The 24,259-nt window shown below is 73.2% G+C and carries 20 protein-coding genes; 4 read left to right on the top strand and 16 right to left on the bottom strand.

Features of this window, described 5'->3' with window-relative positions; translation table 11 throughout:
- Window positions 1–15: 15 nt before the first annotated feature.
- From ligD to ACH41F_RS10040, 3 genes are all read right to left on the bottom strand, one after another.
- Complete coding sequence (gene ligD, locus ACH41F_RS10050) at window positions 16–942, bottom strand: non-homologous end-joining DNA ligase (RefSeq protein WP_398834184.1); 927 nt, start codon at window positions 940–942, stop codon at window positions 16–18.
- Window positions 939–2,792, bottom strand: coding sequence for a transketolase (locus tag ACH41F_RS10045; protein WP_398834182.1), 1,854 nt, complete (start codon window positions 2,790–2,792; stop codon window positions 939–941). The genes ligD and ACH41F_RS10045 overlap by 4 nt, the downstream gene beginning before the upstream one ends.
- A 150-nt stretch (window positions 2,793–2,942) precedes the next feature.
- The gene (locus ACH41F_RS10040; protein ID WP_398834180.1) at window positions 2,943–4,274 is read right to left on the bottom strand and encodes an NAD(P)/FAD-dependent oxidoreductase; all 1,332 of its coding nucleotides are present in this window, start codon (window positions 4,272–4,274) and stop codon (window positions 2,943–2,945) included.
- A 170-nt stretch (window positions 4,275–4,444) separates the two neighbouring features.
- On the opposite strand from ACH41F_RS10040, the gene ACH41F_RS10035 reads away from it, so the two are divergent.
- Window positions 4,445–5,404: an LLM class F420-dependent oxidoreductase gene (locus tag ACH41F_RS10035; RefSeq protein WP_398834178.1), complete on the top strand. Its 960-nt coding sequence runs from the start codon at window positions 4,445–4,447 to the stop codon at window positions 5,402–5,404.
- Window positions 5,405–5,506: 102 nt separating this feature from the next.
- Window positions 5,507–5,890, top strand: coding sequence for a VOC family protein (locus ACH41F_RS10030; protein WP_391239371.1), 384 nt, complete (start codon window positions 5,507–5,509; stop codon window positions 5,888–5,890).
- A 98-nt stretch (window positions 5,891–5,988) separates the two neighbouring features.
- Here ACH41F_RS10030 and ACH41F_RS10025 read toward each other — a convergent pair whose 3' ends face one another.
- Window positions 5,989–6,528, bottom strand: coding sequence for a phage holin family protein (locus ACH41F_RS10025; RefSeq protein WP_391239369.1), 540 nt, complete (start codon window positions 6,526–6,528; stop codon window positions 5,989–5,991).
- A 152-nt stretch (window positions 6,529–6,680) separates the two neighbouring features.
- Between ACH41F_RS10025 and ACH41F_RS10020 the strand changes: the two genes are divergently transcribed.
- Entirely contained in the window at window positions 6,681–7,028 is a 348-nt protein-coding gene (locus ACH41F_RS10020; protein ID WP_398834175.1) for a VOC family protein, read from the top strand.
- Window positions 7,029–7,080: 52 nt separating this feature from the next.
- On the opposite strand, the gene ACH41F_RS10015 is transcribed toward ACH41F_RS10020, so the two are convergent.
- From ACH41F_RS10015 to ACH41F_RS09960, 12 genes are all read right to left on the bottom strand, one after another.
- A complete protein-coding gene (locus ACH41F_RS10015) occupies window positions 7,081–8,994 on the bottom strand; it encodes a DUF5107 domain-containing protein (RefSeq protein ID WP_398834173.1) in 1,914 nt (637 codons plus the stop codon).
- Window positions 8,995–9,034: 40 nt separating this feature from the next.
- A complete protein-coding gene (locus ACH41F_RS10010; protein WP_391239359.1) occupies window positions 9,035–9,934 on the bottom strand; it encodes an arginase family protein in 900 nt (299 codons plus the stop codon).
- Window positions 9,935–9,939: 5 nt separating this feature from the next.
- Complete coding sequence (locus ACH41F_RS10005; RefSeq protein WP_391239356.1) at window positions 9,940–10,500, bottom strand: GNAT family N-acetyltransferase; 561 nt, start codon at window positions 10,498–10,500, stop codon at window positions 9,940–9,942.
- A 377-nt stretch (window positions 10,501–10,877) separates the two neighbouring features.
- Window positions 10,878–11,123 (bottom strand): LapA family protein, encoded by a 246-nt coding sequence (locus tag ACH41F_RS10000; RefSeq protein WP_391239353.1) that lies wholly within the window; start codon window positions 11,121–11,123, stop codon window positions 10,878–10,880.
- Between the two features lie 192 nt (window positions 11,124–11,315).
- Window positions 11,316–12,239, bottom strand: coding sequence for an LD-carboxypeptidase (locus ACH41F_RS09995; protein ID WP_398834170.1), 924 nt, complete (start codon window positions 12,237–12,239; stop codon window positions 11,316–11,318).
- Window positions 12,236–14,188 (bottom strand): prolyl oligopeptidase family serine peptidase, encoded by a 1,953-nt coding sequence (locus tag ACH41F_RS09990; RefSeq protein WP_398834168.1) that lies wholly within the window; start codon window positions 14,186–14,188, stop codon window positions 12,236–12,238. Before ACH41F_RS09990 ends, ACH41F_RS09995 begins: the two co-directional genes overlap by 4 nt.
- A gap of 15 nt (window positions 14,189–14,203) precedes the next feature.
- The gene (locus tag ACH41F_RS09985; RefSeq protein ID WP_398834166.1) at window positions 14,204–15,508 is read right to left on the bottom strand and encodes a M20/M25/M40 family metallo-hydrolase; all 1,305 of its coding nucleotides are present in this window, start codon (window positions 15,506–15,508) and stop codon (window positions 14,204–14,206) included.
- On the bottom strand, window positions 15,501–16,334 hold the full coding sequence (locus ACH41F_RS09980; protein ID WP_398834164.1) for a M55 family metallopeptidase: 834 nt from the start codon (window positions 16,332–16,334) through the stop codon (window positions 15,501–15,503). Before ACH41F_RS09980 ends, ACH41F_RS09985 begins: the two co-directional genes overlap by 8 nt.
- Window positions 16,335–16,417: 83 nt before the next feature.
- On the bottom strand, window positions 16,418–17,143 hold the full coding sequence (locus ACH41F_RS09975; protein WP_398834162.1) for a class I SAM-dependent methyltransferase: 726 nt from the start codon (window positions 17,141–17,143) through the stop codon (window positions 16,418–16,420).
- Between the two features lie 152 nt (window positions 17,144–17,295).
- Entirely contained in the window at window positions 17,296–19,785 is a 2,490-nt protein-coding gene (locus ACH41F_RS09970) for a SpoIIE family protein phosphatase (RefSeq protein WP_398834160.1), read from the bottom strand.
- Between the two features lie 188 nt (window positions 19,786–19,973).
- On the bottom strand, window positions 19,974–22,394 hold the full coding sequence (locus tag ACH41F_RS09965) for a DHA2 family efflux MFS transporter permease subunit (protein WP_391239330.1): 2,421 nt from the start codon (window positions 22,392–22,394) through the stop codon (window positions 19,974–19,976).
- 144 nt (window positions 22,395–22,538) lie between these two features.
- Window positions 22,539–22,982: an SRPBCC family protein gene (locus tag ACH41F_RS09960; RefSeq protein WP_391239327.1), complete on the bottom strand. Its 444-nt coding sequence runs from the start codon at window positions 22,980–22,982 to the stop codon at window positions 22,539–22,541.
- Between the two features lie 157 nt (window positions 22,983–23,139).
- Between ACH41F_RS09960 and ACH41F_RS09955 the strand changes: the two genes are divergently transcribed.
- Window positions 23,140–24,180 (top strand): Rv2578c family radical SAM protein, encoded by a 1,041-nt coding sequence (locus ACH41F_RS09955; protein ID WP_391239324.1) that lies wholly within the window; start codon window positions 23,140–23,142, stop codon window positions 24,178–24,180.
- Window positions 24,181–24,259 lie beyond the last annotated feature (79 nt).

Genomic DNA, 24,259 nt, shown 5'->3' with positions numbered 1-24,259 from the left:
TCAGAGCTGCACGGATCATCCACGCAACGCGTCGAGCCTGCGCCGGGCGGGTCCGAGAGCGCGACCCTTGGTCAGCACACCGGCCCACGGCTGGGTGCGGGCCTGCTCGACGGCGTCCTCGATGCTCCAACGGCGGGCGTCGAGACCGGGATCGTCCAACTGGGCCCAGGCCATGGGGGTGGCGACGGGGGCGCCCGGCTTGGCGCGGACGGTGTAGGGGGCGACCGCGGTCTGGGCGTAGCCGTTGCGCTGGATGTCCAGGTAGAGGCGGTCGCCGCGGTCCTTCTTGCGGGCGGCGGTGGTGAACTTCTCCGGATGGGCCTCGACCAGGGTGTCCGCGACGTCCCGGGCGAACGCGCGCACCTCGTCGAAGTCGTCGTGCCCGTTCACCGGCACCACCACGTGCAGGCCGCGCGAGCCGGTGGTCATCAGCGCCGAGGGCAGCTTCAGCTCGTCGAGCAGCTCCGCCAGCAGGACGGCCGCCTCGCGCACCGGGGCGAAGTCGTCGCCGGAGGGGTCGAGGTCGAAGACCATCCGGTCGGGCCGCTCGAGGCGTCCGACGCGGGACAGCCAGCGGTGCAGGGTCACACAGGCCTGGTCGGCGAGGTGGACGAGGGTGGCGGTGTCGCCGCACACGGTGTGACAGACCGTGCCGCCCTCCTTGGGCACCTCGACGCGCTCGACCCAGTCCGGGTAGGACTCCGGGGTGTTCTTCTGCATGAACGTCGGACCGCCCACGCCGTCCGGGAGCCGTTCCAGCATCAGCGGGCGCCCGCGCAGATGGGGCAGCATGAACGGGGCGACGGCCCGGTAGTAGTCGACCAGGTCGGACTTGGTGTACTCCTTGCCCGCCCTGCCACCCGGGAAGAGCACCTTGTCCGGCCGGTGCACCTCGACGGTGCGGCGCCCGGCCCGCACCGTCCGAGCGGCGTCCGCGCTCACCGTACGATCGCCTCCTCCACCAGCAGCCGTACGGCGGCCGCGACGGACTCGGCGTCGATGCCCATGGCGTGCAGCTGCTCTGCGGGCGAGGCCGATCCCGGCATCGAGCGGACGGCCAGGCGCACCAGGCGCGGCACCGGTCGGCCGTCGCTGAACGCGTCGAGGACGGCGTCGCCCAGGCCGCCCTCCTCGTGGTGGTCCTCCACGGTCATCAGACAGCCGGTCTCCTCGGCGGCCTGGCGCAGGGTGGCCCGGTCGACGGGCTTGACGGAGTACAGGTCGACGACGCGCACGGCGATGCCCTGCCCGTCCAGCGCGTCGGCCGCGGCCAGCGCCTCGGGCACGGTGACGCCCGCCGCGACGATCGTCAGGCGGTCCCGGTCCGAGGAGCGCAGCACCTTGGAGCCACCGATCGGGAACTCCTCGTCGGGCCCGTAGATCGCCGGGCCGCCGCCGCGCGAGGTGCGCAGGTAGCGGATGCCCTCCAGGCCCGCCATGGCGGCGACGAGCTGTGCGGTCTGGTTGGGGTCGCAGGGGTAGAGCACGGTCGAGCCGTGCACCGCCCGCATCATCGCCAGGTCCTCCAGGCCCATCTGCGAGGGCCCGTCCTGTCCGATGGCGACGCCCGCGTGCGAGCCGACCAGGTTGATGCCGGCACCGCTGACGGCGGCCATGCGGACGACATCGTACGCGCGCGTGAGGAAGGCCGCGAAGGTGGAGGCGTACGGCACGAACCCGCGTGCGGCGAGCCCGACGGCCGCGGCGACCATCTGCTGCTCGGCGATGTAGCACTCGAAGAACCGGTCGGGGTGTTCCTTGGCGAAGGCCTCCGCGCGCGTGGAGTCGCTCACCTCGCCGTCGAGGGCGACCACGTCACCGCGCGCGGCGCCGAGGGCGGCGAGTGCCTGTCCGTAGGCGTCCCGGGTGGCGGTCTTCTCCTCGGATCCCTTCTCCCACCTGGGCAGTTCCAGGTGCCCGGCGCGTACGGCGTGCAGCATGCGGGTGGCGGGCGGTTCCTGGACCCGGACGCGGTGGTCGCGGGGGCCGCCGAGTTCGGCGATGGCCTGCTCGGCGTCGGGCAGCGGCTTGCCGTGCAGGCCCTCTCGGTCCTGGACGGCCTCGACGCCCTTGCCCTTGAGGGTGCGGGCGAGGATCGCGGTGGGCTGTCCGGAGGTGGAGGCCGCCTCGCCGTACGCGCGGTCGACGGCGTCCACGTCATGGCCGTCCACCTCGACGGTGTGCCAGCCGAAGGCCTGGAAGCGGCGGGCGTAGGCGTCCAGGTCGTGGCCGTGCCGGGTGGGTCCGCGCTGGCCGAGCCGGTTGACGTCGACGATCAGCGTGAGGTTGTCGAGGTGCTCGTGCGCGGCGTGCTCGGCGGCCTCCCACACGGAGCCCTCGGCGAGCTCGCTGTCCCCGCACAGCACCCACACCCGGTACCCGGTGCGCTCCAGCCGCTTGCCGGCGAGCGCGATCCCGACCCCGACGGGCAGCCCCTGCCCGAGCGACCCGGTGGCGGTCTCCACCCACGGCAGTCTGCGGGGCGTGGGGTGGCCCTCCAGTCGGCTGCCCAGCCGGCGGAAGGTGACCAGCTCGGCGTCGTCGATCGCGCCGACGGCCTTGTAGGAGGCGTACAGCAGGGGCGACGCGTGCCCCTTGGACAGCACGAAGCGGTCGTTGCCGGGGTGGGCGGGACGGTCGAAGTCGTAGCGGAGGTGATGGGCGAGCAGGACGGCCATCAGGTCGGCGGCGGACATCGACGAGGTGGGGTGCCCGGAGCCCGCGGCGTCGGCGGCGCGCACGCTGTCCACGCGCAACTGCTGTCCCAGGTCCACGAGTTCGGCGGTCTTCATGAGTCTCCCTCTACGGAGGCGGAGGTGGCGGAGCGGTCGGGGTGACGGGGACGGTCGGGACGGTCGGGGCGCTGGTCGGGACCGTCGGCGGGGCGGGCACCCGGACCGGGGTTCTCGGCGCCTTCAGCGCCGGGGCGGTTCCCGGCAGGCTCACCGCCGGGTCGGTTCGTCGCGGGCTGGTGGCCGGGCACGCGGGACTTCGGGGGACGCCGTGTCCAGCGGGACCGACCAGGAGCGGACGAGGCCCAACTGGACGGCCTGCCGGGGCAGTACGGCGTCCAGCAGCCAGTCCGCGGCGACCCGGACCCGGTTGCCGGGCATCGCGGCGAGGTGGTAGCCGCGGGTCACCGCGCCGGCCGCCCACCCGGACAGCGGGACGTGCAGCGGGTTGGCGGCGGCCTTCGCACCGCCCAGGTCCACGACGAACCCCAGGTCCCGGTGCGCGTAGGCCCGGCTGGTGCCGTCCCCGAGGGAGGCGGCGACGTTGTGGGCGACCGTGCGTCCCTGCCGCCAGGCGTGCTGGGCGGTCATCGGTGTGTACTGCCCCGGCTCCTGAAGATCCGGCACCGCGGCCGCGTCACCGCAGGCGAACACCTCGGGCCGGCCCGGCACCCGCAGCTGGGGGTCGACCAGCAGCCGACCGTGCTCCATCGGCAGCCCGAGCGATGCGGCGAGCGGATCGGGCCGTACCCCCACGCACCACACGAGGGTGCGCGTCTCGACGAACTCGCCGTCGGTCAGCAGCACCCCCCTCGACGTGGCCTCCTTCACGGACGTCCCCATGCGCACCTCCACGCCCCGCTCCCGGAGCGTGCGATCGGCGGTGCGGGAGAGGCGCTCGTCCAGTTCGGGCAGCACCCGGGGCGCGATGTCGAGCAGCAGCCAGCGCGGTCGCATGCCCTCCCGCTGCGGGCGCCCGCGGACCTGGGCGTCGGTGAACAGCTGCCCGTGCGCGGCGACCTCGGTGCCGGTGTAGCCCGCGCCGACCACCACGAAGGTGCGCCGGGCCGCGCAGGTCCCGGGATCGTCGGCGACGGCGGCGAGTTCCATCTGCCGGGTCACGTGGTCGCGCAGGTACAGCGCCTCCGGCAACCCGCGGAAGCCATGGGCGTGTTCGGCCACGCCGGGAACGGGCAGCAGCTTGTTGACGCTGCCGGCGGCCAGCACCAGCCGGTCGTAGGCCAGCGTGCCCTCGCCGCCCTCGGGGTCGGTGTAGTGGACGGTGCGCGCGTCGAGGTCGACGGCGTCGGCCTCGCCGAGCATCAGCCGCACCCGGGGCAGGGTGCCCGACAGGGAGACGGTGACCCGGCGTGGCTCCAGGATCCCGGCGGCGACCTGGGGCAGCAGGGGCAGGTACAGGAAGTAGTCGGTCGGGTTCAGCAGGGTGATCTCGGCCCTCCCCCGGGCCTTCCGGGAGAGTTCTCTGGCCGCTCGGTACCCGGCGAACCCGGCGCCGATGATCACGATGCGGGGTCGACTCACAGTGCGCCTCCGGGGCTTTCGCGTACCTCGGCAGCCTTCCGCGTCCCCCTGGCCGGGTGGCCCAAACGTCTGCCCCGGCCCCCCGCGCACTCGGCCCGGCGTCAGCCGGTTTCCGTCGCCGCCGCCGGGTACCCGGACTCGGCCGTCGCACAGCTGTTGGAGGTACCACCATGCCCGAGTACGGCTATTTCCTGTCCTGCGAGGAGTTCGGCCCCGCAGACCTCGTCGAGCAGGCGAGGATGGCCGAACAGGCCGGGTTCCGCTCCCTGTGGATCTCGGACCACTTCCACCCGTGGAACGACGCCCAGGGCCAGAGCCCGTTCGTCTGGTCGGTCCTCGGCGCGCTCTCGGAGGCGGTGTCGCTGCCGGTGGAGACGGCGGTGACGTGCCCGACCGTGCGCACGCACCCGGCGGTCGTGGCGCAGGCCGCGGCGACCACGGCGGTGATGACGGACGGCCGCTTCCGGCTGGGGGTGGGCAGCGGCGAGGCCCTCAACGAGCACATCCTGGGCCATGTCTGGCCGCCCGCGCACATCCGCCTGGAGATGCTGGAGGAGTCGATCCAGATCATGCGCCGGCTCTTCACCGGCGAGGAGGTCAACCACCACGGCACGCACTACACGGTGGAGAACGCCCGCCTCTACACCGTCCCCGACGAGCCCGTGCCGATCGACATCTCCGGCTTCGGTCCGGCGGCCACCGCGCTCGCGTCCCGGATCGGCGACGGGTACATCACGATGACCCCGGACGAGTCGATGGTGACCCAGTTCCGCAAGGGCGGCGGGGGCGCCAAGCTCGTCAGCGGCGGCACCAAGGTCTGCTACGGCACGGACCGCGACGAGGCGGTACGGACCGTGCACCGGCTGTGGGGGAACCAGTTCCTGCCCGGTGAGATGGCGCAGATCCTGCCCTCGCCGAGCCACTTCGAGCAGCTCCAGCCGCTCGTCACCGAGGAGATGGTGCGCGAGAAGGCGGTGTGCGGGGACGACGTCGACGAGCACGTGGCGGCCCTGTCCGCGTTCGCCGACGCCGGCTTCGACCGGGTCTACGTCAACCAGATCGGCCCCGACCAGCGCGGCTTCTTCGACTTCTACCGCACCAAGGTGCTGCCCCAGCTCCAGCAGGACTGACGTACGCGGTCTCGGCCGCCGCCGGGGCATCGCCTCGGACGCGATCCCGGCGCGGCCGTCTCCCTGGCGTGCCGGTCATGGCCGTCTCGTACGGTGGCGGTCATGGCATGCCGCATCAGTGAACTGGTCATCGACGCCGCGGATCCCGAACTGCTGGCCGCGTTCTGGAGCGGCGTCCTCGGCTACGTCGAGGTGGAGCGGGAGAGCGATGGGAGCATCGCGATCGGCCCGCCCGGCACCGGCTTCGGCGGTCCGCTGCCCACCCTCGTCCTCAGCCCGACGACCGACCCCCGGCCGGCGAAGCTCCGGTTGCACCTCGACGTCAGCGCCACCGACCGCGACCAGGACGCCGAGTTGGAGCGGCTGCTGGCGCTGGGCGCCCGGCGCGCCGACGTCGGCCAAACCGGCACCGAGAGCTGGCACGTCCTGGCCGACCCCGAGGGCAACGAGTTCTGTCTGCTGCGGGACCGTGTGAAGCCTCTGTGAGTCCGGTCGGCGCCTCGGTCAAACGGCCGTAGGCGCCGTCGTCGTAGCCCTACGGCCGGCCCCACAGGTTTGACCTCGTGCGACCCCGGGTCCGGGCGTTACCGCCGGTGGTGCTGCTCGGGGTCGATGTCGTCCTGCTTCGGCGCGCCGGGAGCCGGTGTGCCGGTCGCCGGGGTACCGACGGCGGGGGCGCCGGCCGCTCCGCCGGCCCCGCCGGGTGCGACGGGCGGCATCGGCGGGTACGGCATCCCGGTGCCGCCGGGCGGCATCCCCGGGGCCGAGCCGCCGATGACGTGGTCACGGCTCGCCTCGCCGCGTGCCCCGCGCTCCGGGGTGGGCCGGGACGAGGAGGGCCGGGCGGCGCCGCGCAGCACATAGGCGACGACCCCGAGGACCGCCGCGGTGATCAGGGCGGCGGCCCAGTCGGGCAGGACAAGGGCGAGGGCCAGCCCCAGGGCGAGGGCCACGGCGGCACCCGCGTAGAGGGCGACGGCGCCGGACGCGCCGTAGAGCATGGCCTTGCGGCGCTGCTTGCGCGTCTGCTCGCGCAGTTCCTCGCGCACGGTCTCGCGTGCCACCTGCGCCAACTCGTCGACGAGGTGCTTGTCCAGGTGCTCCAGACGATCCAAGCGGTCCATGCCCGCCGGGTACCCGCACACCCGTACGCATAACGCGCTCCGTGACGGCCGGGACACGCGGCCGAGGCCTGCCGCCGCCCCTCCCCCGCAGGGCCATGGGGATCGCGTGAAAACGATCTCCTGCCCCGCTCGCCCCTACTAGGCTCGTCCGCATGGACATTCTGGGAGCCACGCTGCGTGTCTGCGTCGACGACCTGGAGACGGCGGTCCCCTTCTACGAACGCCTCGCGGGCGGTCCGGCCCTCCGCTTCGAACGCGGCGGCGTCCAGGTGGCCGCCGTCGGCTGCTTCCTCCTGATGAGCGGCCCCGAGGCGGAGTTGGAGATCCTCCGCAAGGTCGCGGCCACCATCGCCGTCAAGGACGTCGACGAGGCCCACCGGGTGCTGACCGAGCTCGGCGCGCACATCGTCGCGGGCCCGGTGGGGACGCCGGTGGGGCGCAATCTGATCGCGATGCATCCCGACGGGATGGTGTACGAGTACGTGGACAAGCGGGGTTAGACCGCCGACGGCAGGAGAGCGCCAGGACGGGCCGCCGGTTGCCGGAGGCCGGTCACCGCATACGGAAGTCGTAGCGCGCCGGCAGCGGTTCGTCGCTCACCCGCTCCCACAGCCGCCCGACCGCCTCCGCCCCTTCCCGCAGATCGGCGACCTCGAAGCCCTCCTCGAACACGGCCCGCGCCTCCTCCCGCCGCCCCTCGGCGGCCAGGATCTGCGCCTCGAGGAACCGGAACCGTCCGCGCGCCCGCGTCCCCGGGTGCAGCCGCTCCCACACCGCACGCGCGTCCGCCGGACGCCGGGCCGTGAGCAGCGCCTCGATCGCCTCGCGCCCCAGCGCCGCCGTGGCCGCGGTCCACACCTCGCCCGCGTCGCGCCGCTCCCGGCACAGGTCGTCGAAGGCCTCGGCGTACCGGTCGGCGGCCCGCTCGTGGTTGCCGCCCTCCTGGTCGGACACGGCCAGACAGCGCAGCAACGGCCAGACGGACGGAGCGAGTTCAGTCGCGCGTTCCCAGCTGCGCACCGCCTGCGCCCGGTCGCCGGCGTGCCACTGGGCGACGCCGAGGTGGTACTCGGTGTGCGGGGTGGCGGGCGCGGTCTCCAGCATGTCCCGCCAGTGCGGGGCGACCAGCGTCCCGCCCGGTGGCCGCACCCGGCGCGGCTCCGGCAGCACCCCGGCGCGCAGCAGCGCCAGCCACGGCTCCTGCTCCTCGCCGAGGGTGTCCTCGGTGAAGGGGGTACCGGGCAACTTCCGGTCGGCGCGCAGCACTTCGAGGGCGCCCCAGCCGGATCCGGCGGCGAGGACCTCGCCGGGTTCGGTGTCGGCACACGGCTTCCACGCCTCGTACGCGGCCTCGACGTCGGCCCGGGGCAGCACCTGTTCCAGCCGCGCCTCCACCGCCCCGGCGTTCTGCGTGGGCGCCCAGAACGGCCCGTACGCCTCCAGCCACGCCACCTCGCTCTCCGCGTCCAGACGCACATGCTCCAACTGGGTGCGGGCGAGCCCCGCCTGGATCTCGCAGTAGCCGCCGCTGCCGGGTTCGGTGAGCCAGTCCTGCCAGCGCCGCCCGCCCGGACCCGCGCCCCACACGAACAGCTTCCGTCCGCGCAGCACGTCCGTGGACGTCTGCACCAGCCCGTACCCGTCGTCGTCCAGGGCGGCGATCCAGCGCCGTCGCCCGTCGGGAAGGTCGTAGAAGTAGTCCGCCGCGTGCGGGTGCCGCCGGATCTCGTCGTACGACGGGACGGGCACCCGGCGCAGGCGCCGCTCGTACCCGAAGTTCCAGGCCTCCTCGGCGGGGACGTGCACCCGGCGTTCCTCCGGCACGGCGGTGTTGGACCACCAGTAGGTCGGCACGGGCCGCTCGTGCGGATTGCGGATGCGGACGCCCGCGTACAGGAAGTCCGACCCCTCCGGCAGCCACAGGTCGACCTGGAAGGGCAGGTCGCGCAGCCGCTCCCACTCCCACAGCCGCAGCATCTCACCGCCGTCGGGGGCGGTCACCCGGGCGGCGTGCAGCGGTGCGCAGGCGAGGGTGGTGTGGCCGGTGGCGCCGATGTTCCATTCGATACCGCCGGAGAACCAGGCGCCGTTGAGGGCGAACGCGGCGGGCTGGAACACCGGGTTGCGGTACAGCAGTTCCCGGCCGGTCGGCTTGTGGTGCAGGGAGGCGATCCGGCCGCCGAGTCCCGGGAACACGGTGACCCGCAACCGGTCGTTCTCGATCACGAGGGCGGCGAGGGCACGCGGTGCACGGGCCCGTCCGTAGCCGTCCCTGAGGTGCACCGGCAGCAGGCTGCGCAGCGGCTCGTACTCGATCTGCCGGGCCATGTCCCGCGGCAGGCCGTCCCGTTCCTCGACGCGGTGGAGCGTGTCGAGCGGTCGCAGCGGGGGCAGCGGATTGTCGGGGCCCAACTCCGCTGCGGGCAGCGTCAGTACCTCACGTCGGATCGTCGTCACGATCGCCATGGAAGCCGCTCGCCGGGGAGCTGAACAGGGGAGCCACCGGTCAGGATTGGGCAAAGGCGGACACCACGACGTCGGCGAGGAGCGCGCCGGCGGTGCCGTCCGGGTCCAGGTCGGGGTCGTAGATGGTCACGTTGAGCCCGACGCAGTGCGGTGATGCGAGCAACGGGCGCAGCAGGGCGACGAGTTCGTCGGGCAGCAGGCCGTTCGGGTCGGGGCTGTCCACGGCGGGCATGACGGACGGGTCGAGGACGTCGGCGTCCAAGTGCACCCAGAATCCTGCGAGTTCGGGGATCTCGAAGGCCTGCGCGGTGGCCCGGGCGAGGGCGTCCGCGCCCCATTCGCGGATGTCGCCGACGGTGACGACGGGGATCTTGAGAGCGGCGAGTTCGGCGCGGTCGTCCTCGAACTCGTCCCGGTTGCCGAGGAGTCGTACGTCCTCGTCGAGCAGATAGGGCTTCAGCCCCTCCAGGTTCGTGAGGTCGTCCTGGCCGCGTCCGGTGGCCAGGGCGACCTCCTCCCCGCCTGCCGCGCCGACCCGGTCGGAGTTGCCGGGGTGGCGGAAGTCGGCGGAGGCGTCCACCGCGGCCAGTCCGTAGCGGCCGAGGCGCCGCAGGGCGAGGGAGGCGCCGAGCTGGATGGAGCAGTCACCGCCGAGAACCACCGGGAACTCCCCGGCCCGCACATGCCGCTCGATGCGGTCGGCGAGACGCACGGTGTACGCGGCGAGCGCGGCCGCGTTGAACACGCCGTCGCCCTCCTGCCAGTCACCGAGGTCGTAGCGGGGCGGCACCACCACCCCGCCCTCCAGGGCGCCGAGCCGCTGGACCAGCCGCTGCTCGCGCAGGGCGCCGGCGAGCTTGTAGACGCCGGGGACGGTGCCCGGCGCGGGCGGGCGCAGCCCGAGGTTGGACGGGGCGTCCAGAACCACTCGCGTACGCATCGGCCTCACTTCCGGATCATCTCGGCGGTGATGGCCCACCGCTCGTGGTCCCGCCACGCCCCGTCGATGTAGAGCATGTTCGGCGAGAAGCCCTCCAGCCGGAAGCCGCAGGAGCGGGCGAGGGCGATCGACGCGGCGTTGCCGGGCTGCACGTTGATCTCGAGCCGGTGCAGCCGCATCCCGCCGAAGGCGTACCGCACCACCATCCCGAGCCCCTCCCGCATCAGGCCGCGCCCGGCGGCGTGCGCGAAGGCGCCGTAGCCGAGCGCCCCGCACAGGAAGGCGCCCTCGACGATGTTGTTGATGTTGATGAACCCGGCGATGGCCCCCGCCCCCCGCTCCCCGTCCTTCTCGCAGACCAGGAACCCGGCCTTGGTCGGGTCCTCGATCAGCCGGCCCGCGTACGCGGCGAACGCGCCCGCGCTGTCCGGCGGGAACAGCCACGGCTGGTGCAGTTCCTTGCTCTCCCGGGCCCGCGCGGTGAACTCGGCACCGTCCTCGTAGGTGATGTGGCGTATGCCCACGCGGGGCCCCTCGACGAGATAGTCGGATGCGGTGTGCGCCATCCGGCCACCTTACGACGGACGGGGAGCGGGCGCGGGGGGTCGGACGCTGGTGCGGGGGCTCCGGCACTGGGTGCTGCGGCTCGGGGCTGGTGCGGCGGCTCCGGCTCTGGTGCGGTGGCCTCGGACCCTGGGCGGTGACTCCGGCACTGGGTGCGGCGACTCGGGAGCTGGGTGCGGCGACTCCGGCGCTGGGGCGGCGGCTCGGACGCTGGCGCGGCGGCTCCGGCGCTGGGTGCGGCGGCAGGCGGCGCTGAGTGCGGCGGGCTCCGGCGCTGGCGCGACGGCCGGCGGCCTTCACACCTCGGCCCGACGCCCGGCCCGCCCTCGCGCCGCACCGGGCGCCGCTCCCGGGGGAGCGGATGCCGCCCGGCCCGGCCCTAGCTCCGGCGCCTCATGAAGTACGCCCCGCACAGGGCGCCGATGACCCCCGTGGCGAGCAGCGCCATCCACAGGGGCATGGTCACCTCGGGGATCAGCAGTCGGATCCTGGTGGCGCGGGTGTTCTCGAAGATGAAGACTAGGGCGAGGAGGGCGAGCAGCAGGACGGCCACCCGGGCGGGCGTCACCGCGCCGCCGCCCTTTTCGCCGGTGGTGGTGCCGCTCTGGGAGGTCTTCGGGCTCATGCGACCAGGGTGAGCCCGAAGCCCCCGGCCCGCGCGACGGAGACCGCCCTGCGGGTGAACGGCGGTCACTGCTCCCGGACCAGCCACCGCCCACGGACGGCTTTCCGTACCCCGGTCCCGCCGAGCGCGCGCTCACGACGGTCACCGGCCTGGTCCGACGGTCCTACAGGCACGCACCGGCTCACCGAGCCGTCAACGCAGCGCCGGTTCCGCCAGCGTCAAAGTGCCCCGGTCCGCGTCGAGTTCGGCCGCCACCCCGAACGGGATCGTCAACGCCCCTTCGCAGTGCCCGAATCCGAACTGCTCCGCCACGGGCACGCCGAGGCCGCCGAGCCTGTCGAGCAGCAGGGCGCGCACCCTCTCGTACGGATCGCACTCCTCCCACGAACCGAGGAGCACCCCGCGCACCCCGTCGAACCAACCCGCGCGCAGGAGTTGGGTCAGGGAGCGGTCCAGGCGGTAGGTCCCCTCCCCCACGTCCTCCAGGCACAGCAGTCCGCCTCGCGCGCCGGGACGGGCGTGCGGGGTGCCCCGGTCCGCGGCGAGCAGGGAGAGACAGCCGCCGAGGGTGACGCCCCGGGCCCGCCCGGGGACCAGCGCGGTACCGCCGGAGGCGATCGTGCGGACCGTCTCCGGCGCGAGGAGGGTGGCCCTGAGGTGGTCCTGCGCCCGCGCGTTCTTGAGGAAGTCGACGGCGGCCGTCATCGGCCCGTGCAGTGTGACCAGGCCCAGCCGGACGGCGAACGCCTCGTGCAGCGCGGTGATGTCGCTGTAGCCGACGAACACCTTGGGACCGGCCGCCCGCATCGCGTCCCAGTCGAGCAGGTCCACCATCCGCTGCGCGCCGTACCCGCCCCGTGCGCACAGCACCGCGTCCACGGAAGGGTCGCACCAGGCCGCCTGGAGGTCGGCGACCCGGTCCGCGTCCGTGCCCGCCAGGTAGTCGAACTCCCCGTGCCGGTCCAGCACATGGGGTGCCGGCACCGGATCGAGGTCCCAGCCGCGCAGGATGTCCAGGCCGGCCTGCAACCGCTCCTCGGGCACCGGTCCACTGGGGGCGACGACGGCCACCCGGGCGCCGGGGGCCAGCCGGGACGGCCGTACGAGTTCCTTCACTTGCTCAGCTCCAATGTCGAGACGCCCGGCGGGGTGAGGCCGAAGACCTGTGCGTACAGGGAGAGTTCTGCCTCCAGCGAGCGGATCATCGTCTCCGCCCGCCGGAATCCGTGCCCCTCCCCCTCGAACGCGATGTACGCGTGCGGCACTCGCCGCCCCGCCATCCGGGCGAGGAACCGCTCGCACTGGACGGGCGGGCAGATCACGTCGTCCAGGCCCTGCAACAGCAGGAAGGGCGCGGTGACCCGGTCGGCGTGCTCGGTGGGCGAGCGCTCCGCGTACCGCGCGGGCACCTCGGCGAGCGGGCCGACCAGGGTCTCCAGGTACTGCGACTCGAAGTCGTGGGTCTCCCCCTCGCCCCAGCCGGTCAGGTCGAGGACGGGGTACACGATGGTGCCGCAGGCGTAGACGTCGGTCCCGGCCAGGGAGGCCGCCGCGGTCCAGCCACCGGCGCTGCCGCCGCGGATCGCGAGCCGGTCCGGGTCGGCGGTGCCTTCGCCGGCGAGGGCCTGCGCGACGGCCGCGCAGTCCTCGACGTCGACCACGCCCCACTGCTCGCGCAGCCGGTTGCGGTACTCCCGGCCGTACCCGGTCGAGCCGCCGTAGTTGACCTCGGCGACGCCGATGCCCCGCGAGGTGAAGTAGGCGATCGCGAGGTCGAGGACGAGCGGGGCGCGGCTGGTGGGTCCGCCGTGCGCCCAGACCACGTAGGGCGGCAGTTCGTCGCCGGGCGCCACACAGGCCGGGTGGTGGGGCGGGTAGATGTGGGCGTGGACGTCCCGGCCGGCGGGGCCGGTGAAGGTGCGGATCTGCGGCTCGGGGTAGTACGCCGGGTCCACGGGGTCGTCGTGGCCGGCGCCGATGACCCGGGCCCGGCCGGTCCGGGTGTCCAGCTCCACCAGTTCGTGGGCGCTGCGCGGACTGGCCCCGACGCCGACGACCCGCTCTCCGTGCACCGCGAGCGTGGGGGCGAACTCGGTCCAGGGGCCCGCCGCGTCCACGACCTCGGCCGTCTCGGGGTCCAGGATCCCGAGTGCGGTGGCGCCGCGGCCGTGCACGACGGCGATCAGTCCGCTGTCCAGCGGGGCGAACCAGCGATGGCCCAGCTTCCACAGCGGGCCGCCGAACTCCTCCTCGCGCGGGCACAGCGGCTCCCCGTCGCGGTACAGGTTCCACCAGCCGGTGCGGTCGCTCGCGTACAGCAGGGCGCCGTCGTGGGCCCAGTCCACCTGGGCGATCGCCTCGTCGGGTCCGCCGGCGACCGTCCGGGCCCCGCCGAGGGTGCCGTCGTCCCGGACGTCCGCGAGCACCAGCTCGGTGCCGTCCCACGGCATCCGCGGGTGGTCCCAGGCCAGCCAGGCCGCGCGCCGCCCGTCGGGGGCGAGCCGGGGGCCGGTCAGGAACCGGTGCCGGTCGGGGGCCAGTTCGCGTACCGCGTCCCGGTCCTGGGCGGCCGAGCCGTCCAGCGGAACGGCGGCCAGGACGCGCCGCACGTCGCTGGGCCCGTCACCGGTGAACTCCTCCAGTACGCACCACACCTCGCCGCGGTCCTGGACCAGCACCGGGTCCGCCCAGCGCAGCCCGCCGCCCACCGGGGAGACCGGGGTGAGGGGTCTGGGGTCGCCGCCCGGCGTGTGGCGGTACAGACGCTGGTCGGCGAAGTCGACGAAGACCACCAGGGGTTCGCCGGCCACGACCGCGCCCGCCCAGGGCTGTCCGCCGTACTCGATGACCCGGCTGCGCACGTCCCACGGCGCGGGCAGCACCGGCTCGACCACGCCGTCGACACGGCGCCGCAGCAGCGTGCGCCGGCCGCCCTCGGCGGGGCGTGGCTCGGTCCACCAGACCTCGTCGCCGACGAAGCCCGCGAACTCGGGGTGCCCGTCGTGCGCGGCGGCCAGGGCCGCGTCGATCGGTGAGGGCCAGGACCCGTACGGCAGCGTCTCCACTTCTCCCCCAGTCGCTCAGGCCGTGCGCAGGAAACGGTCGAGGACCCGGACGCCGAAGTGCAGTGCCTCGACCGGGACCCGCTCGTCCACCCCGTGGAAGAGGGCCTGGTAGTCGAAGCCCTCCGGAAGCTTCAGCGGCGAGAATCCGTAGCCGGTGATGCCGAGCCGCGAGAACTGCTTGGCGTCGGTGCCCCCGGACATGCAGTACGGCACCACGTGTCCCTCCGGCGCGAACTCCTCGACGGCGGCACGCATCCTCGCGTACGTCACCGAGTCGAGCGGCGCCTGGAGGGCCACCTCGCGGTGGTGGAACTCCCAGGTGACGTCCGGCCCGGTCAGCCGGTCGAGGGTGGCGCCGAACTCCTCCTCGCCGCCGGGCAGACAGCGTCCGTCGACGTAGGCCACGGCCTCGCCCGGGACCACGTTGAGCTTGTACCCGGCCTCCAGCATGGTCGGGTTGGCGCTGTTGCGCACGGTCGCCTCGACGAGCTCGGCCGCCGGACCGAGCTTCTCCAGCAGTCCGTCGACGTCGTCCAGGTCGGGCTCGATGCCGTACAGGGCGGCGAGTTCGGTGAGCGCGGCCCGGACGGTCGGGGTGAGGCGCAGCGGCCACTCGTGCTCGCCGATGCGGGCGACCGCGGCGGCCAGGCGGGTGACGGCGTTCTCCGTGTTGACCTTGGAGCCGTGTCCGGCCCGGCCGCGCGCGGTGAGCTTCAGCCAGCTGGTGCCCCGCTCGCCGGCCGCGATCGGGTAGATCTGCCGCCCGGCGCCGTCGTGGAAGGTGAACGCCCCGGACTCGCTGACGCCCTCGGTGCAGCCCTCGAAGAGCCCGGGGTGCCGGTCGGCGAGGAACCCGGAGCCGTCCTCGGCGCTGGCCTCCTCGTCGGCGGTGAAGGCGAGGACGATGTCCCGGCGGGGCCGCACCCCTTCGCGGGCCCAGGACCGGACGACGGCGAGGATCATCGCGTCCATGTTCTTCATGTCGACCGCGCCCCGGCCCCAGACCACGCCGTCGCGGATCTCGCCGGAGAACGGGTGCACGCTCCAGTCGCGCGCCTCGGCGGGCACCACGTCCAGATGACCGTGGACGAGCAGTGCGTCCGCCGAGGGGTCGGTGCCCTCGATGCGCGCCACGACGTTGGTACGGCCCGTGGTGCGTTCGAGCAGCACGGGGTCGAGGCCCGCCTCGGTCAGCCGTTCGGCCGCGTACTCGGCGGCGGGCCGCTCCCGGCAGTCGCCGCCGCCCCGGTTCGTGGTGTCGACACGGATGAGGTCGGAGGTGTAGGTCACGACCTCGTCCAATGCCTGTGCGTCAGCCATACTGCTCCTCCACCGCGGCCGAGGCGATCGTGGTGACCGCCTTGAAGGTGCGAATGCCCTCGTACATGGTGGCGCTTGTGTACCCCACCTTCCGTTCGCCGACCCGGTCCACGCCCGGGACCACGGTCGCGGCCAGGGCCAGATGCTCGGCGTCGAACTCCAGGACGATCGTGAACGGCCCGCCCCGCACGGGTGGGTGACGCACCGCCAGCCCGGCCGCCTCCTTGGCCGCCGCACGGATGTCGGCGGCCGTCCGCGCGGGTGTCCGGCACACCGCCGCGTACCGGGAGACATGGTCCTTGACGGCGACCTTCAGCGCCTCGGGCGCGTACCCGAGGGCGTCCTCGCAGGCCACGTCGTCACCGGTGACGAGGACGACCGGGACACCGTACTCGGCGACCACGTGCGCGTTGAGCAGGCCCTCGCTCGCCCGGACGTCGTTCAGCCACACCCCGGTGATGGAGTTGGCGAGGTAGGTGTGGGCGAGGACGCCCTCGGCGCCCGCGCCCGCGTGGTAGCCGACGAACGCGATGCCGTCCACGTCGCCGTGCTGCACGCCCTCCACCATGGACAGCGACTTGTGCCGGCCGGTGAGCATCTCGGCCCGGTCGTCGAGGTGCTCCAGGAGGAGGTTGCGCATGGTCCAGTGCGCCTCGTTGACCACCACCTCGTCGGCGCCGCCGTCGAAGAAGCCCAGCACGGCGGCGTTCACGTCCGAGGTGAACATCGAACGGCACCGCTCCCACTGCGGCGTCCCCGGCAGCACGTCGGCCGGCCAGGTGACGCCCGTGGCGCCCTCCATGTCGGCGCTGATGAGGATCTTCATGCCGACTCACGCTACGCGGTTCCGCCGCATCCCGGCAGGCCTGTGGATAACTCTCACCGGCCTAGACCAATGCCGGGCGCCCCTCAGGCCGTACGCCCCACCACCAGCCACTTCGAGGGCAGCTCGATACGAGTGCCGTCGGGGGCGTGATCCGTGGTCGCCAGCGGCAGTTCACCGCCGGCGAGGACGGTGAGCCCGGCGGCGCGCACGTAGTGCGGCACCGTGTCGTCGGAGACCTCTCCGGGCGCGATGCCGTGCCGGAAGATCGGTGCCAGCTTGGGCGGCGGGCCGTCGGCCCCCTGGGCGAGGCCCAGCAGAATCGGCTTGGCGGCCTCGGACAGCTCCACGAGGAAGCCCCGGCCGCGCTCACCGAGGAGGGTGGCGACCCCGTCCATCAGCGGCTGCCGGTCGTCGGGCTCGCACTGGTGGAGCACCCCTCGCATGTAGACGTTGCTGTCGCCGAGCTCCGCGTGCAGCGCCGCCGCCTCGTCCTTCTCGACGGCGTCCAGCACCCGGTAGGCGGCCTGTCCGGCCGGATCGGCCTGCCGGGCACGGTCGATCGCCGCCTCCGACAGGTCGACGCCGAGGACGTGGGCGAACCGGTCGGCGAGGAAACGGGTCTGGGTGCCGTTGCCGCAGCCCAGGTCGACCAGCGGCAGGACCGGGTCGCTCACGAAGGGCTCGAACAGGGCGAGGTGCAGACCGGCCGTCACCGTGGGCTCCGCGTCCCAGAGCACCGCTCCCTGCCCGCCGGGGGCCTCCCGCCAGAAGCCCTCCCAGGCCTCCCGGTACCGACTCGTGATGCTCATGCCCAACTCCCCAGGATGCGACCGCGACCCGCCGCGTGTGACGGGCCAGTACGGTCTATCGCGCCCTGGTCGCGCCTACAAGCGTGCGGCGCATACCTTCACGCGGCGTGCGCCTCGGCCACGCCCTCGCCCCCTGTGTGCCCCGGGATCGGTCAGCGCCGCGGCAACGTCAGTTCGAACCAGACGGTCTTGCCGGTCTTCGTTCGGCTCGTGCCCCACTCCCGGGCGAGCGTGGTGACGACGCGCAGACCGCGCCCGAACTCGTCCTCGGGGCCGGCGCTCAGCAGGGTCGGCAGGTCGTGGTCGTCGTCCTCCACCTCGCACAGCAGGGTGTCGCCCCGCACCAGACGCAGCTCGACCGGGCGGCTGTGGGAGTGCCGCACGGCGTTGGTGACGAGTTCGCCGACCATCAGCTCGGCCGTGTCGACCAGCCGGGCCAGGCCCCAGTCGTGGAGCTGCTCACGCACCACGGAGCGCGCCCGGCCGACCTCCAGGGGGTCCAGGGAGAGCCGCCACTCGGCGACGTCGTCGGGCTCGATGCCGTTGAGCCGGGCCATCAGCAGGGCGACGTCGTCCTTGCGTCCGCCGCGGCCCTCTTCCGAGAAGGTCGCGGCGAGGGCGCGGATGATGGTGTCGCAGGCGTCGTCCATGGAGGCGGCGGGGTGAGCGGCGGACTCGCACAGGGTCGCCAGGCCGACGCCGATGTCCTCACCGCGCACCTCGACCAGGCCGTCGGTGCACATGACCAGCCGGTCGCCGGGCCGCACGGGCACGCGCACCGACTCGAAGGCCACCCCGCCGACGCCGATGGGCGCGCCCGTGGGCAGGTCGAGGAGCTCGCTGCGGCCGTCCCCGGCGTGCACGATCACCGGCGGGATGTGGCCGGCGTTGGCGATGTCCAGTTCGCCGGCGATCGGGTCGTACACGGCGTACAGGCAGGTGGCGAGGTAGGTGTCGCCGAGCCGCTGGGCGAGGTCGTCGAGGTTGCGCAGCAGCCGGGCAGGGGGCAGGTCGAGGGCCGCCATGGTCTGTACGGCCGTCCTCAACTGGCCCATCATGGCGGCCGAGTTCAGGCCGTGGCCCATGACGTCGCCGACGACGAGGGCGGTGCGGGCGCCGGGCAGCTTGACGGAGTCGAACCAGTCGCCGCCGACCCGGCCGAGCAGGGTGCCCGGCAGATAGCGGGTGGCGATGTCGCAACCCGCCATGCGCGGCGGAATGTGCGGCAGCATGCTGTCCTGGAGGGTCTCGGCGACCGACTCCTGGTAGGTGTACATGCGCGCGTTGTCGAGCACGAGGCCCGAGCGGGCGGCGAGTTCGGCTCCGGTGACGCGGTCCATGTCGTTGAACTCGACGCGCTCCGGGTGCCTGAGCAGGATCATGAAGCCGAGGACGACGTTGCGTGCCTTGAGCGGTACGACCAGCATCGAGCGGCCGGTGATCAGCGGCCGGATGTCGCGCTTTTCGAACTGTGAGGCGATGGCGTGCCCCATCTGCTCGCTGATGCGCGGCACGAGGACGGGTTCGCCGCTGGTCATGCACTGGAAGAACGGGGTGTGCGCCGGGAACGGCATGGCCTCGCCGACCGGCACGACGTCGTCCCAGCGGCCGGGCTCGTCGGTGTGCTCCAGGGCGACCCGGTGCCACATGGTGGTGGTGTCCGGCACGCCCTCGGGGAACCCCTCGCCGGCGACGACCTGTTCGCGCAGGTAGGTGCCGGCGACGTCGGTGAAGCGCGGCACGACGGCGCGGCTGACCTCGACGATGGTCCGCGACAGGTCGAGGGAGGTGCCGATCCGGCCGCTGACCTCGTTGAGAAACTCCAGCCGCTCGCGGACCGCCGCGTACTCGAGGTCCTCCACCTCGTCGGAGAGTTCCCGCGGGACGGGCAGCCCCTGGGCCGCGGCCCGCGCGGCCCGCTCCCGGCGCGCCTTGCGCTCGACACGGCGCGGCACGCCCCAGTCGGGGGTGACGGGCACCCGGTCGCTCTGGCTGAACTCCAGGACCGGATAGCCCAGTTCGAGGACCTGGGCGACGATGCGCGCGCTTTCCTCGACGCTCATGCTGGGCAGGATCTCGGGCAGGCGCCGGGCCAGCTCCTCGGCGCCCGGGAAGTCGGTGTGCAGCGCGAAGGCGGGCGCGATGCGCTCACCGGGGATCTCCTCGCCCGGTCCGCCGGCGTGCAGGTCCGCCGCGTCGGCGGCGAGCACCAGCAGCCGCTCGCGCCCCGGGCCGACCAGGGGGTACGCCCACCACAGCACGTCCAGCCGGTCGGGCTCGGCGACGGTCAGGCGGGCGCGGCCCGCGGCCGGGTAGGACAGCCCGCCGTCGAGGGACGACTCCAGGTCGGGTCCGAGTCCGTCGTAGGCCGCGTACACGCCGTACGGCGCGGGCTCGTCGGGCTCGGGCAGGGCACCGGAGACGGGCAGCAGGTCGATCGCGGGGCGGCCGATCGCCTCTTCCTTGCCGACGCCGAACAGCCGTCGCGCGCCCGTGCTCCAGTGGGACACGAGAGCGCCGCGGTCCACCACGACCACGGCCAGGGGAATACGCCCGGCCGCGACCTGCTCCACCGCGCCGTTCCCGGCTCCGCGGCTGGGAGGTGCTTCCCTCTCGGTGCCACGGTCGTTGCCGTTTGCCATGGCCCAGGCCCTTTCTCCCCACGGCTCCGCAAGATCTGTGCCGCTCGGTCCACCGTAGGGCCACACGCAGTGGGGATGTGCGGCAATAGGCGAATTGGCCGCGCCGATCACACCCGCGTACGCCCCCGCGCTCCTGGTCCGGACGGGAACCTGCCGGTTGGGGGCGTGTTGGGGTTACTGACGGGTTTTCAGTCCTCGTGTCCGAGTTGCAGATCCCGCTCGGTGCGGCCCCCTCCCGCCATCCGCAGGACCGTGGCGACGGGCGGGTAGCCGGCCGCGATGACGGTGTACTCGCCGGAGGACAGGTCGACGAACCGGAAGGCGCCGTCGGCGCCGGTGGTGAGGGTGTCGACCACGTTGCCGGCCGCGTCCAGCAGCGTCACGCGCGCGTCCTCGACGGGGCGCCCGCCGCCGGCCCGCACGGTGCCGCGCAGCACGGCGCCGCCCGCGAGTTCGACGTCCTGGCGGGTCTCCCGGGAGGCCTGCACGGTGACGGGCAGCGCGGCCGGGCGGAAGGCGGGGGCGCTGGCGGCGAGGGTGTACTCGCCGGCGACGAGTTCGGTGATGACGTAGCCGCCCTCGCGTCCGGTGCGGGTGGTGGCCACGACCTCGCCGTGGACGTTGGTGAGGGTGACGGTGGCCTCGCGCACCGGGGTGCCGTCCGCGGTCCGCACGCTTCCGGCGAGGCGCCCGGCGCCGCCGAGGACGACGTCGAGCTCCACCGGCCGCTCGCCCACGGTCACGGACACGGCCTGCGGCTGGTGTCCGCCGGCCGCCGCGATCAGGACGTACGCCCCCGAGCCGGGCGTCGACAGCGCGTACCGCCCGTCCTCACCGCTCGCCCCGCGTCCGATCTGCTGCCCGACGACGTCGATCAGGGTGAGCGCCGCGCGCGGGACGACCGTTCCGTCGGGGTGCTGGACGGTGCCGCACACCGGGATGCCGGCGACGTGGTGCGAACGAGGCGAGAGGGGGGTCCCCCCGCCCGAAGGGGCCTGCGGGATCCGGGTGTTCACGGGCGCGGGCTCGGTTTCGGCGGCGTTGTGGGACACCAGGGGTCTCTCCTTGAGGAAGAAGGCGATGAGCAGGCCGAGGACGAGGACCGGCACGAGGTAGAGGAAGATCCGCGGCATGGCGTCGGCGTAGGCGCGGATGTAGGCGTCGCGCAGCTCGGGCGGCAGCGCGTGGACGAGCTGGGGTGTGATGGACTCGGCGTCGGGCAGTCCTGTCGCGGTGGGCAGGCGTTCGGCGAGGGCGTCGGTGAGCCGGTCCGCGAAGAGGGTGCCGAAGACCGCGGCGCCGACGGATCCGCCGATCTGCCGGAAGTAGTTGTTCGCGCTCGTCGCCGTGCCGAGGTCGGCGGGTCGTACGGAGTTCTGCACGGCGAGGATGAGGACGGGCATCACCATGCCGATACCGGCGCCGAGGACCGCCATCCAGAGGCTGTAGTGCAGCCGGGGCGTGTCGATCTGGAGGCGGGAGAGCAGCCACATGCCGAGGACGGACAGGGCGCCGCCGAGGACGGGGTAGACCTTGTAGCGGCCGGTGTGGCTGATGAGCTGCCCGGAGATCACCGAGGCGCCGACGATGCCGCCCATCATGGGCAGCATCAGCAGACCGGACTCGGTGGCGCTCGCCCCGTCGACCATCTGCAGGAACGTCGGCAGATAGCTCGCGGCCCCGAAGAGCGCGACGCCGATCACCAGGCCCACGGCAGCGGTGATGTTGAAGACGGAGTCCCTGAACAGCCGCAGCGGGATGAGGGGTTCGGCCGCGACGTGCTCGGCGACCAGGAAGAGCGCGGTGGAGACCACCGCGCCCGCGCCGAGCCCCAGGATGACGCGGGAGTCCCAGGCGTGTTCGGTGCCGCCCCAACTGGTCAGCAGCACCAGGCAGGTGGAGGCGGCGGCGAGCAGCAGCGCGCCGAGGACGTCGAGGCGGGGCTTCGCGGTGGGCTTGGGGAGCTTGAGGACGACGGTGACGACGGCCAGGGTGACGAGGCCGAAGGGGACGTTGACGTAGAAGCACCAGCGCCAGGAGAGGTGGTCGGTGAAGTACCCGCCGAGCAGCGGCCCGGCGACGGAGGCGAGGCCGAAGGCGGCGCCGATCAGTCCCATGAACCGGCCGCGCTCCCGGGCGGGCACGATGTCGGCGATGATCGCCTGCACGCCGATCATGAGTCCGCCCGCCCCGACGCCCTGCACCGCGCGGAAGGCGATCAGCTGGTCCATCGTCCCGGCGCGTCCGGCGAGGGCGGATCCGACGATGAAGACGACGATCGCGAACTGGAAGACGCCCTTGCGGCCGAGGAGGTCGCCGAGCTTGCCGTAGATCGGCAGACCGATCGTGGCGGTGAGCAGATAGGCGGTGATCGCCCAGGACATCCTGTCCAGGCCGTGCAGTTCACCGACGATCTTCGGCAGCGCGGTGGCGACGATCATCTGCTCCAGCGCGGCCAGGAGCAGCGCGAGCATCAGCGCGAAGAAGATCAACCGCACCCGGCGGGGGCCGGGTTCGCCGGCCTGGACGGGTTGGGGGGCGGGAAGTGGCGGGGGTTGCTCGGTGGCCGCCTCCCGTAGCCCGTCCCGCACCGCAGTGGTCCCGCCCATGTGCCGCTCCCCTCGTCGCGCTCGCACAATTCCCGCGTAAAGCGACAACTACGAGCAAGCGCGACGAGTTACGGCAGACCGACCGGGTCCGAGGAGATCCACCCGATCCGGTGAGGGGGTCAACGGCCCCCGCGCACCGGGGACTTACTTCTCGACCTCGGTGGCGAGCCGGTCCAGGACGAGGTCGTAGATCCGGGCGAGGCCCTTGGGCGCGAAGGTCCTCTCGAAGAACCCGCCGATGCCGCCGGCACCGTTCCAGACGGTCGTCACGACGACGCGGGACCTGCCCTCACCGGCCGGGGTGACCCGCCAGGTGGTGACCATGGAGGAGTTGCGGTCCTTCTCGACGAGCTCGCCGTCGGTGGGCTCGGTGACCTCCAGCAGGCAGTCACGGACCCGCTTGCTGGTGGCCTGGAGCTTCCAGTGGACGAGGGTGCCCTCACCGTCGCCGCCCTCGCGGACCTCGTACTCGCTGAAGTGCTCGGGCAGCAGCTTCGCGCGCGTGCCGCTGTAGTCGGCGAGGGCGTCGAACACCTTCTCCGCGTCCGCTGCGACGACCCGTTCCGTGGTGGCCTCGACCTGCGCCATTGCTTCCTCCAGGACCTTGGTTCTCGGGGGCTGGGGCAAGCCAACCACCCCGGTCCCCGGCGGCCCAAATCGGGGTCTCGCGCCTTGCCGAAAACACGCTCGCACGATCAAGGGAACATGTGTTCTATTCTGTGGGCAGTGCTACCGAGGAGGCCACATGCGCTGGGAGAACCTCACGACGGACTCCGGCCACGGCCGGGCCGACGACACCGCGCTGTTCGGCGCGGACGCGGTCGTCACCCGTACCTTCGACACCCCGGAGTTCAGCGGGATCACCTTCCACGAGGTCCGGGCCCGGTCGATCATCAACCGGGTGCCCGCGGTCTCCCGCATGTCGTTCCAGTGGACGGTGAACCCCTACCGGGGCTGCACGCACGCGTGCGTGTACTGCTTCGCCCGCAAGACGCACAGCTACCTGGACCTCGACACCGGGCTCGGCTTCGACTCCCAGATCGTCGTCAAGACCAACGCCCCGGAGCTGCTGCGCCGGCAACTGGGCTCGCCCCGCTGGCACGGCGAGCACATCGCGATGGGCACCAATGTCGACTGCTACCAGCGCGCCGAGGGCCGCTACCGCCTGATGCCGGGCATCATCGGCGCCCTGCGCGACCACGCGAACCCCTTCTCGATCCTGACCAAGGGCACGCTGATCCTGCGCGACCTCGATCTGCTGAAGCAGGCGCACGAGGTGACCGACGTCGGCATCTCCGTCTCGGTCGGCTTCACCGACCCCGATCTGTGGCGCACGGTGGAGCCGGGCACCCCCGCGCCGGAGCGGCGCCTGGAGGTCGTACGGACCCTGGCCGAGCACGGCATCGCGTGCGGGGTGCTGATGGCGCCGGTGATCCCGTTCCTGGGCGACCAGCCCGCCCAACTCCGGGCCACGGTACGGGCGATCGCGGCGGCCGGGGCCACGTCCGTGACGCCGCTGGTGCTCCATCTGCGGCCCGGGGCGCGGGAGTGGTTCATGGCCTGGCTCGGCGAGCACCACCCCCACCTGGTGCGCCGCTACGAGCGGCTGTACGCGGACGGCTCCTACGCGCCGAAGTGGTACCAGCGCCGGATCACCCGCCAGGTCCACGAACTGGCCCGGGAGTACGGCATCGGCCCCGCCGACGGGGGCATGCCGCGACGCCTGCCCGAGCCCGGGCCGGTCACGCCCGATCTGCCCGAAGGGACCCAACTCACATTGATCTGAGAGCATTCGAGGGCATCCCACGCCCCAATCGGGTCAAGTATTGCCAGAACGCGTTCTTCCAGGCGCACTTTCCGGGACG

Source organism: Streptomyces sp. NPDC020489, assembly GCF_044386545.1.
In the GTDB taxonomy this organism is placed as follows: Bacteria; Actinomycetota; Actinomycetes; order Streptomycetales; family Streptomycetaceae; genus Streptomyces.
The sequence above is the reverse complement of the archived record's forward strand: the minus strand, read 5'-3'. Positions and strand labels throughout refer to the sequence as shown.

Bases quoted from the DNA above. Each gene is read 5' to 3' on its own strand.
- ACH41F_RS09965 (WP_391239330.1), bottom strand. From the start codon at position 22,394: ATGGGCGGGACCACTGCGGTGCGGGACGGGCTACGGGAGGCGGCCACC.
- ACH41F_RS09960 (WP_391239327.1), bottom strand. From the start codon at position 22,982: ATGGCGCAGGTCGAGGCCACCACGGAACGGGTCGTCGCAGCGGACGCG.
- ACH41F_RS09970 (WP_398834160.1), bottom strand. From the start codon at position 19,785: ATGGCAAACGGCAACGACCGTGGCACCGAGAGGGAAGCACCTCCCAGC.
- ACH41F_RS10030 (WP_391239371.1), top strand. From the start codon at position 5,507: ATGGCATGCCGCATCAGTGAACTGGTCATCGACGCCGCGGATCCCGAA.
- ACH41F_RS09975 (WP_398834162.1), bottom strand. From the start codon at position 17,143: ATGAGCATCACGAGTCGGTACCGGGAGGCCTGGGAGGGCTTCTGGCGG.
- ACH41F_RS10025 (WP_391239369.1), bottom strand. From the start codon at position 6,528: ATGGACCGCTTGGATCGTCTGGAGCACCTGGACAAGCACCTCGTCGAC.
- ACH41F_RS09985 (WP_398834166.1), bottom strand. From the start codon at position 15,508: ATGGCTGACGCACAGGCATTGGACGAGGTCGTGACCTACACCTCCGAC.
- ACH41F_RS10035 (WP_398834178.1), top strand. From the start codon at position 4,445: ATGCCCGAGTACGGCTATTTCCTGTCCTGCGAGGAGTTCGGCCCCGCA.
- ACH41F_RS10010 (WP_391239359.1), bottom strand. From the start codon at position 9,934: ATGCGTACGCGAGTGGTTCTGGACGCCCCGTCCAACCTCGGGCTGCGC.
- ACH41F_RS10005 (WP_391239356.1), bottom strand. From the start codon at position 10,500: ATGGCGCACACCGCATCCGACTATCTCGTCGAGGGGCCCCGCGTGGGC.
- ACH41F_RS10015 (WP_398834173.1), bottom strand. From the start codon at position 8,994: ATGGCGATCGTGACGACGATCCGACGTGAGGTACTGACGCTGCCCGCA.
- ACH41F_RS10000 (WP_391239353.1), bottom strand. From the start codon at position 11,123: ATGAGCCCGAAGACCTCCCAGAGCGGCACCACCACCGGCGAAAAGGGC.
- ACH41F_RS09980 (WP_398834164.1), bottom strand. From the start codon at position 16,334: ATGAAGATCCTCATCAGCGCCGACATGGAGGGCGCCACGGGCGTCACC.
- ACH41F_RS10020 (WP_398834175.1), top strand. From the start codon at position 6,681: ATGGACATTCTGGGAGCCACGCTGCGTGTCTGCGTCGACGACCTGGAG.
- ACH41F_RS09955 (WP_391239324.1), top strand. From the start codon at position 23,140: ATGCGCTGGGAGAACCTCACGACGGACTCCGGCCACGGCCGGGCCGAC.
- ACH41F_RS10045 (WP_398834182.1), bottom strand. From the start codon at position 2,792: ATGAAGACCGCCGAACTCGTGGACCTGGGACAGCAGTTGCGCGTGGAC.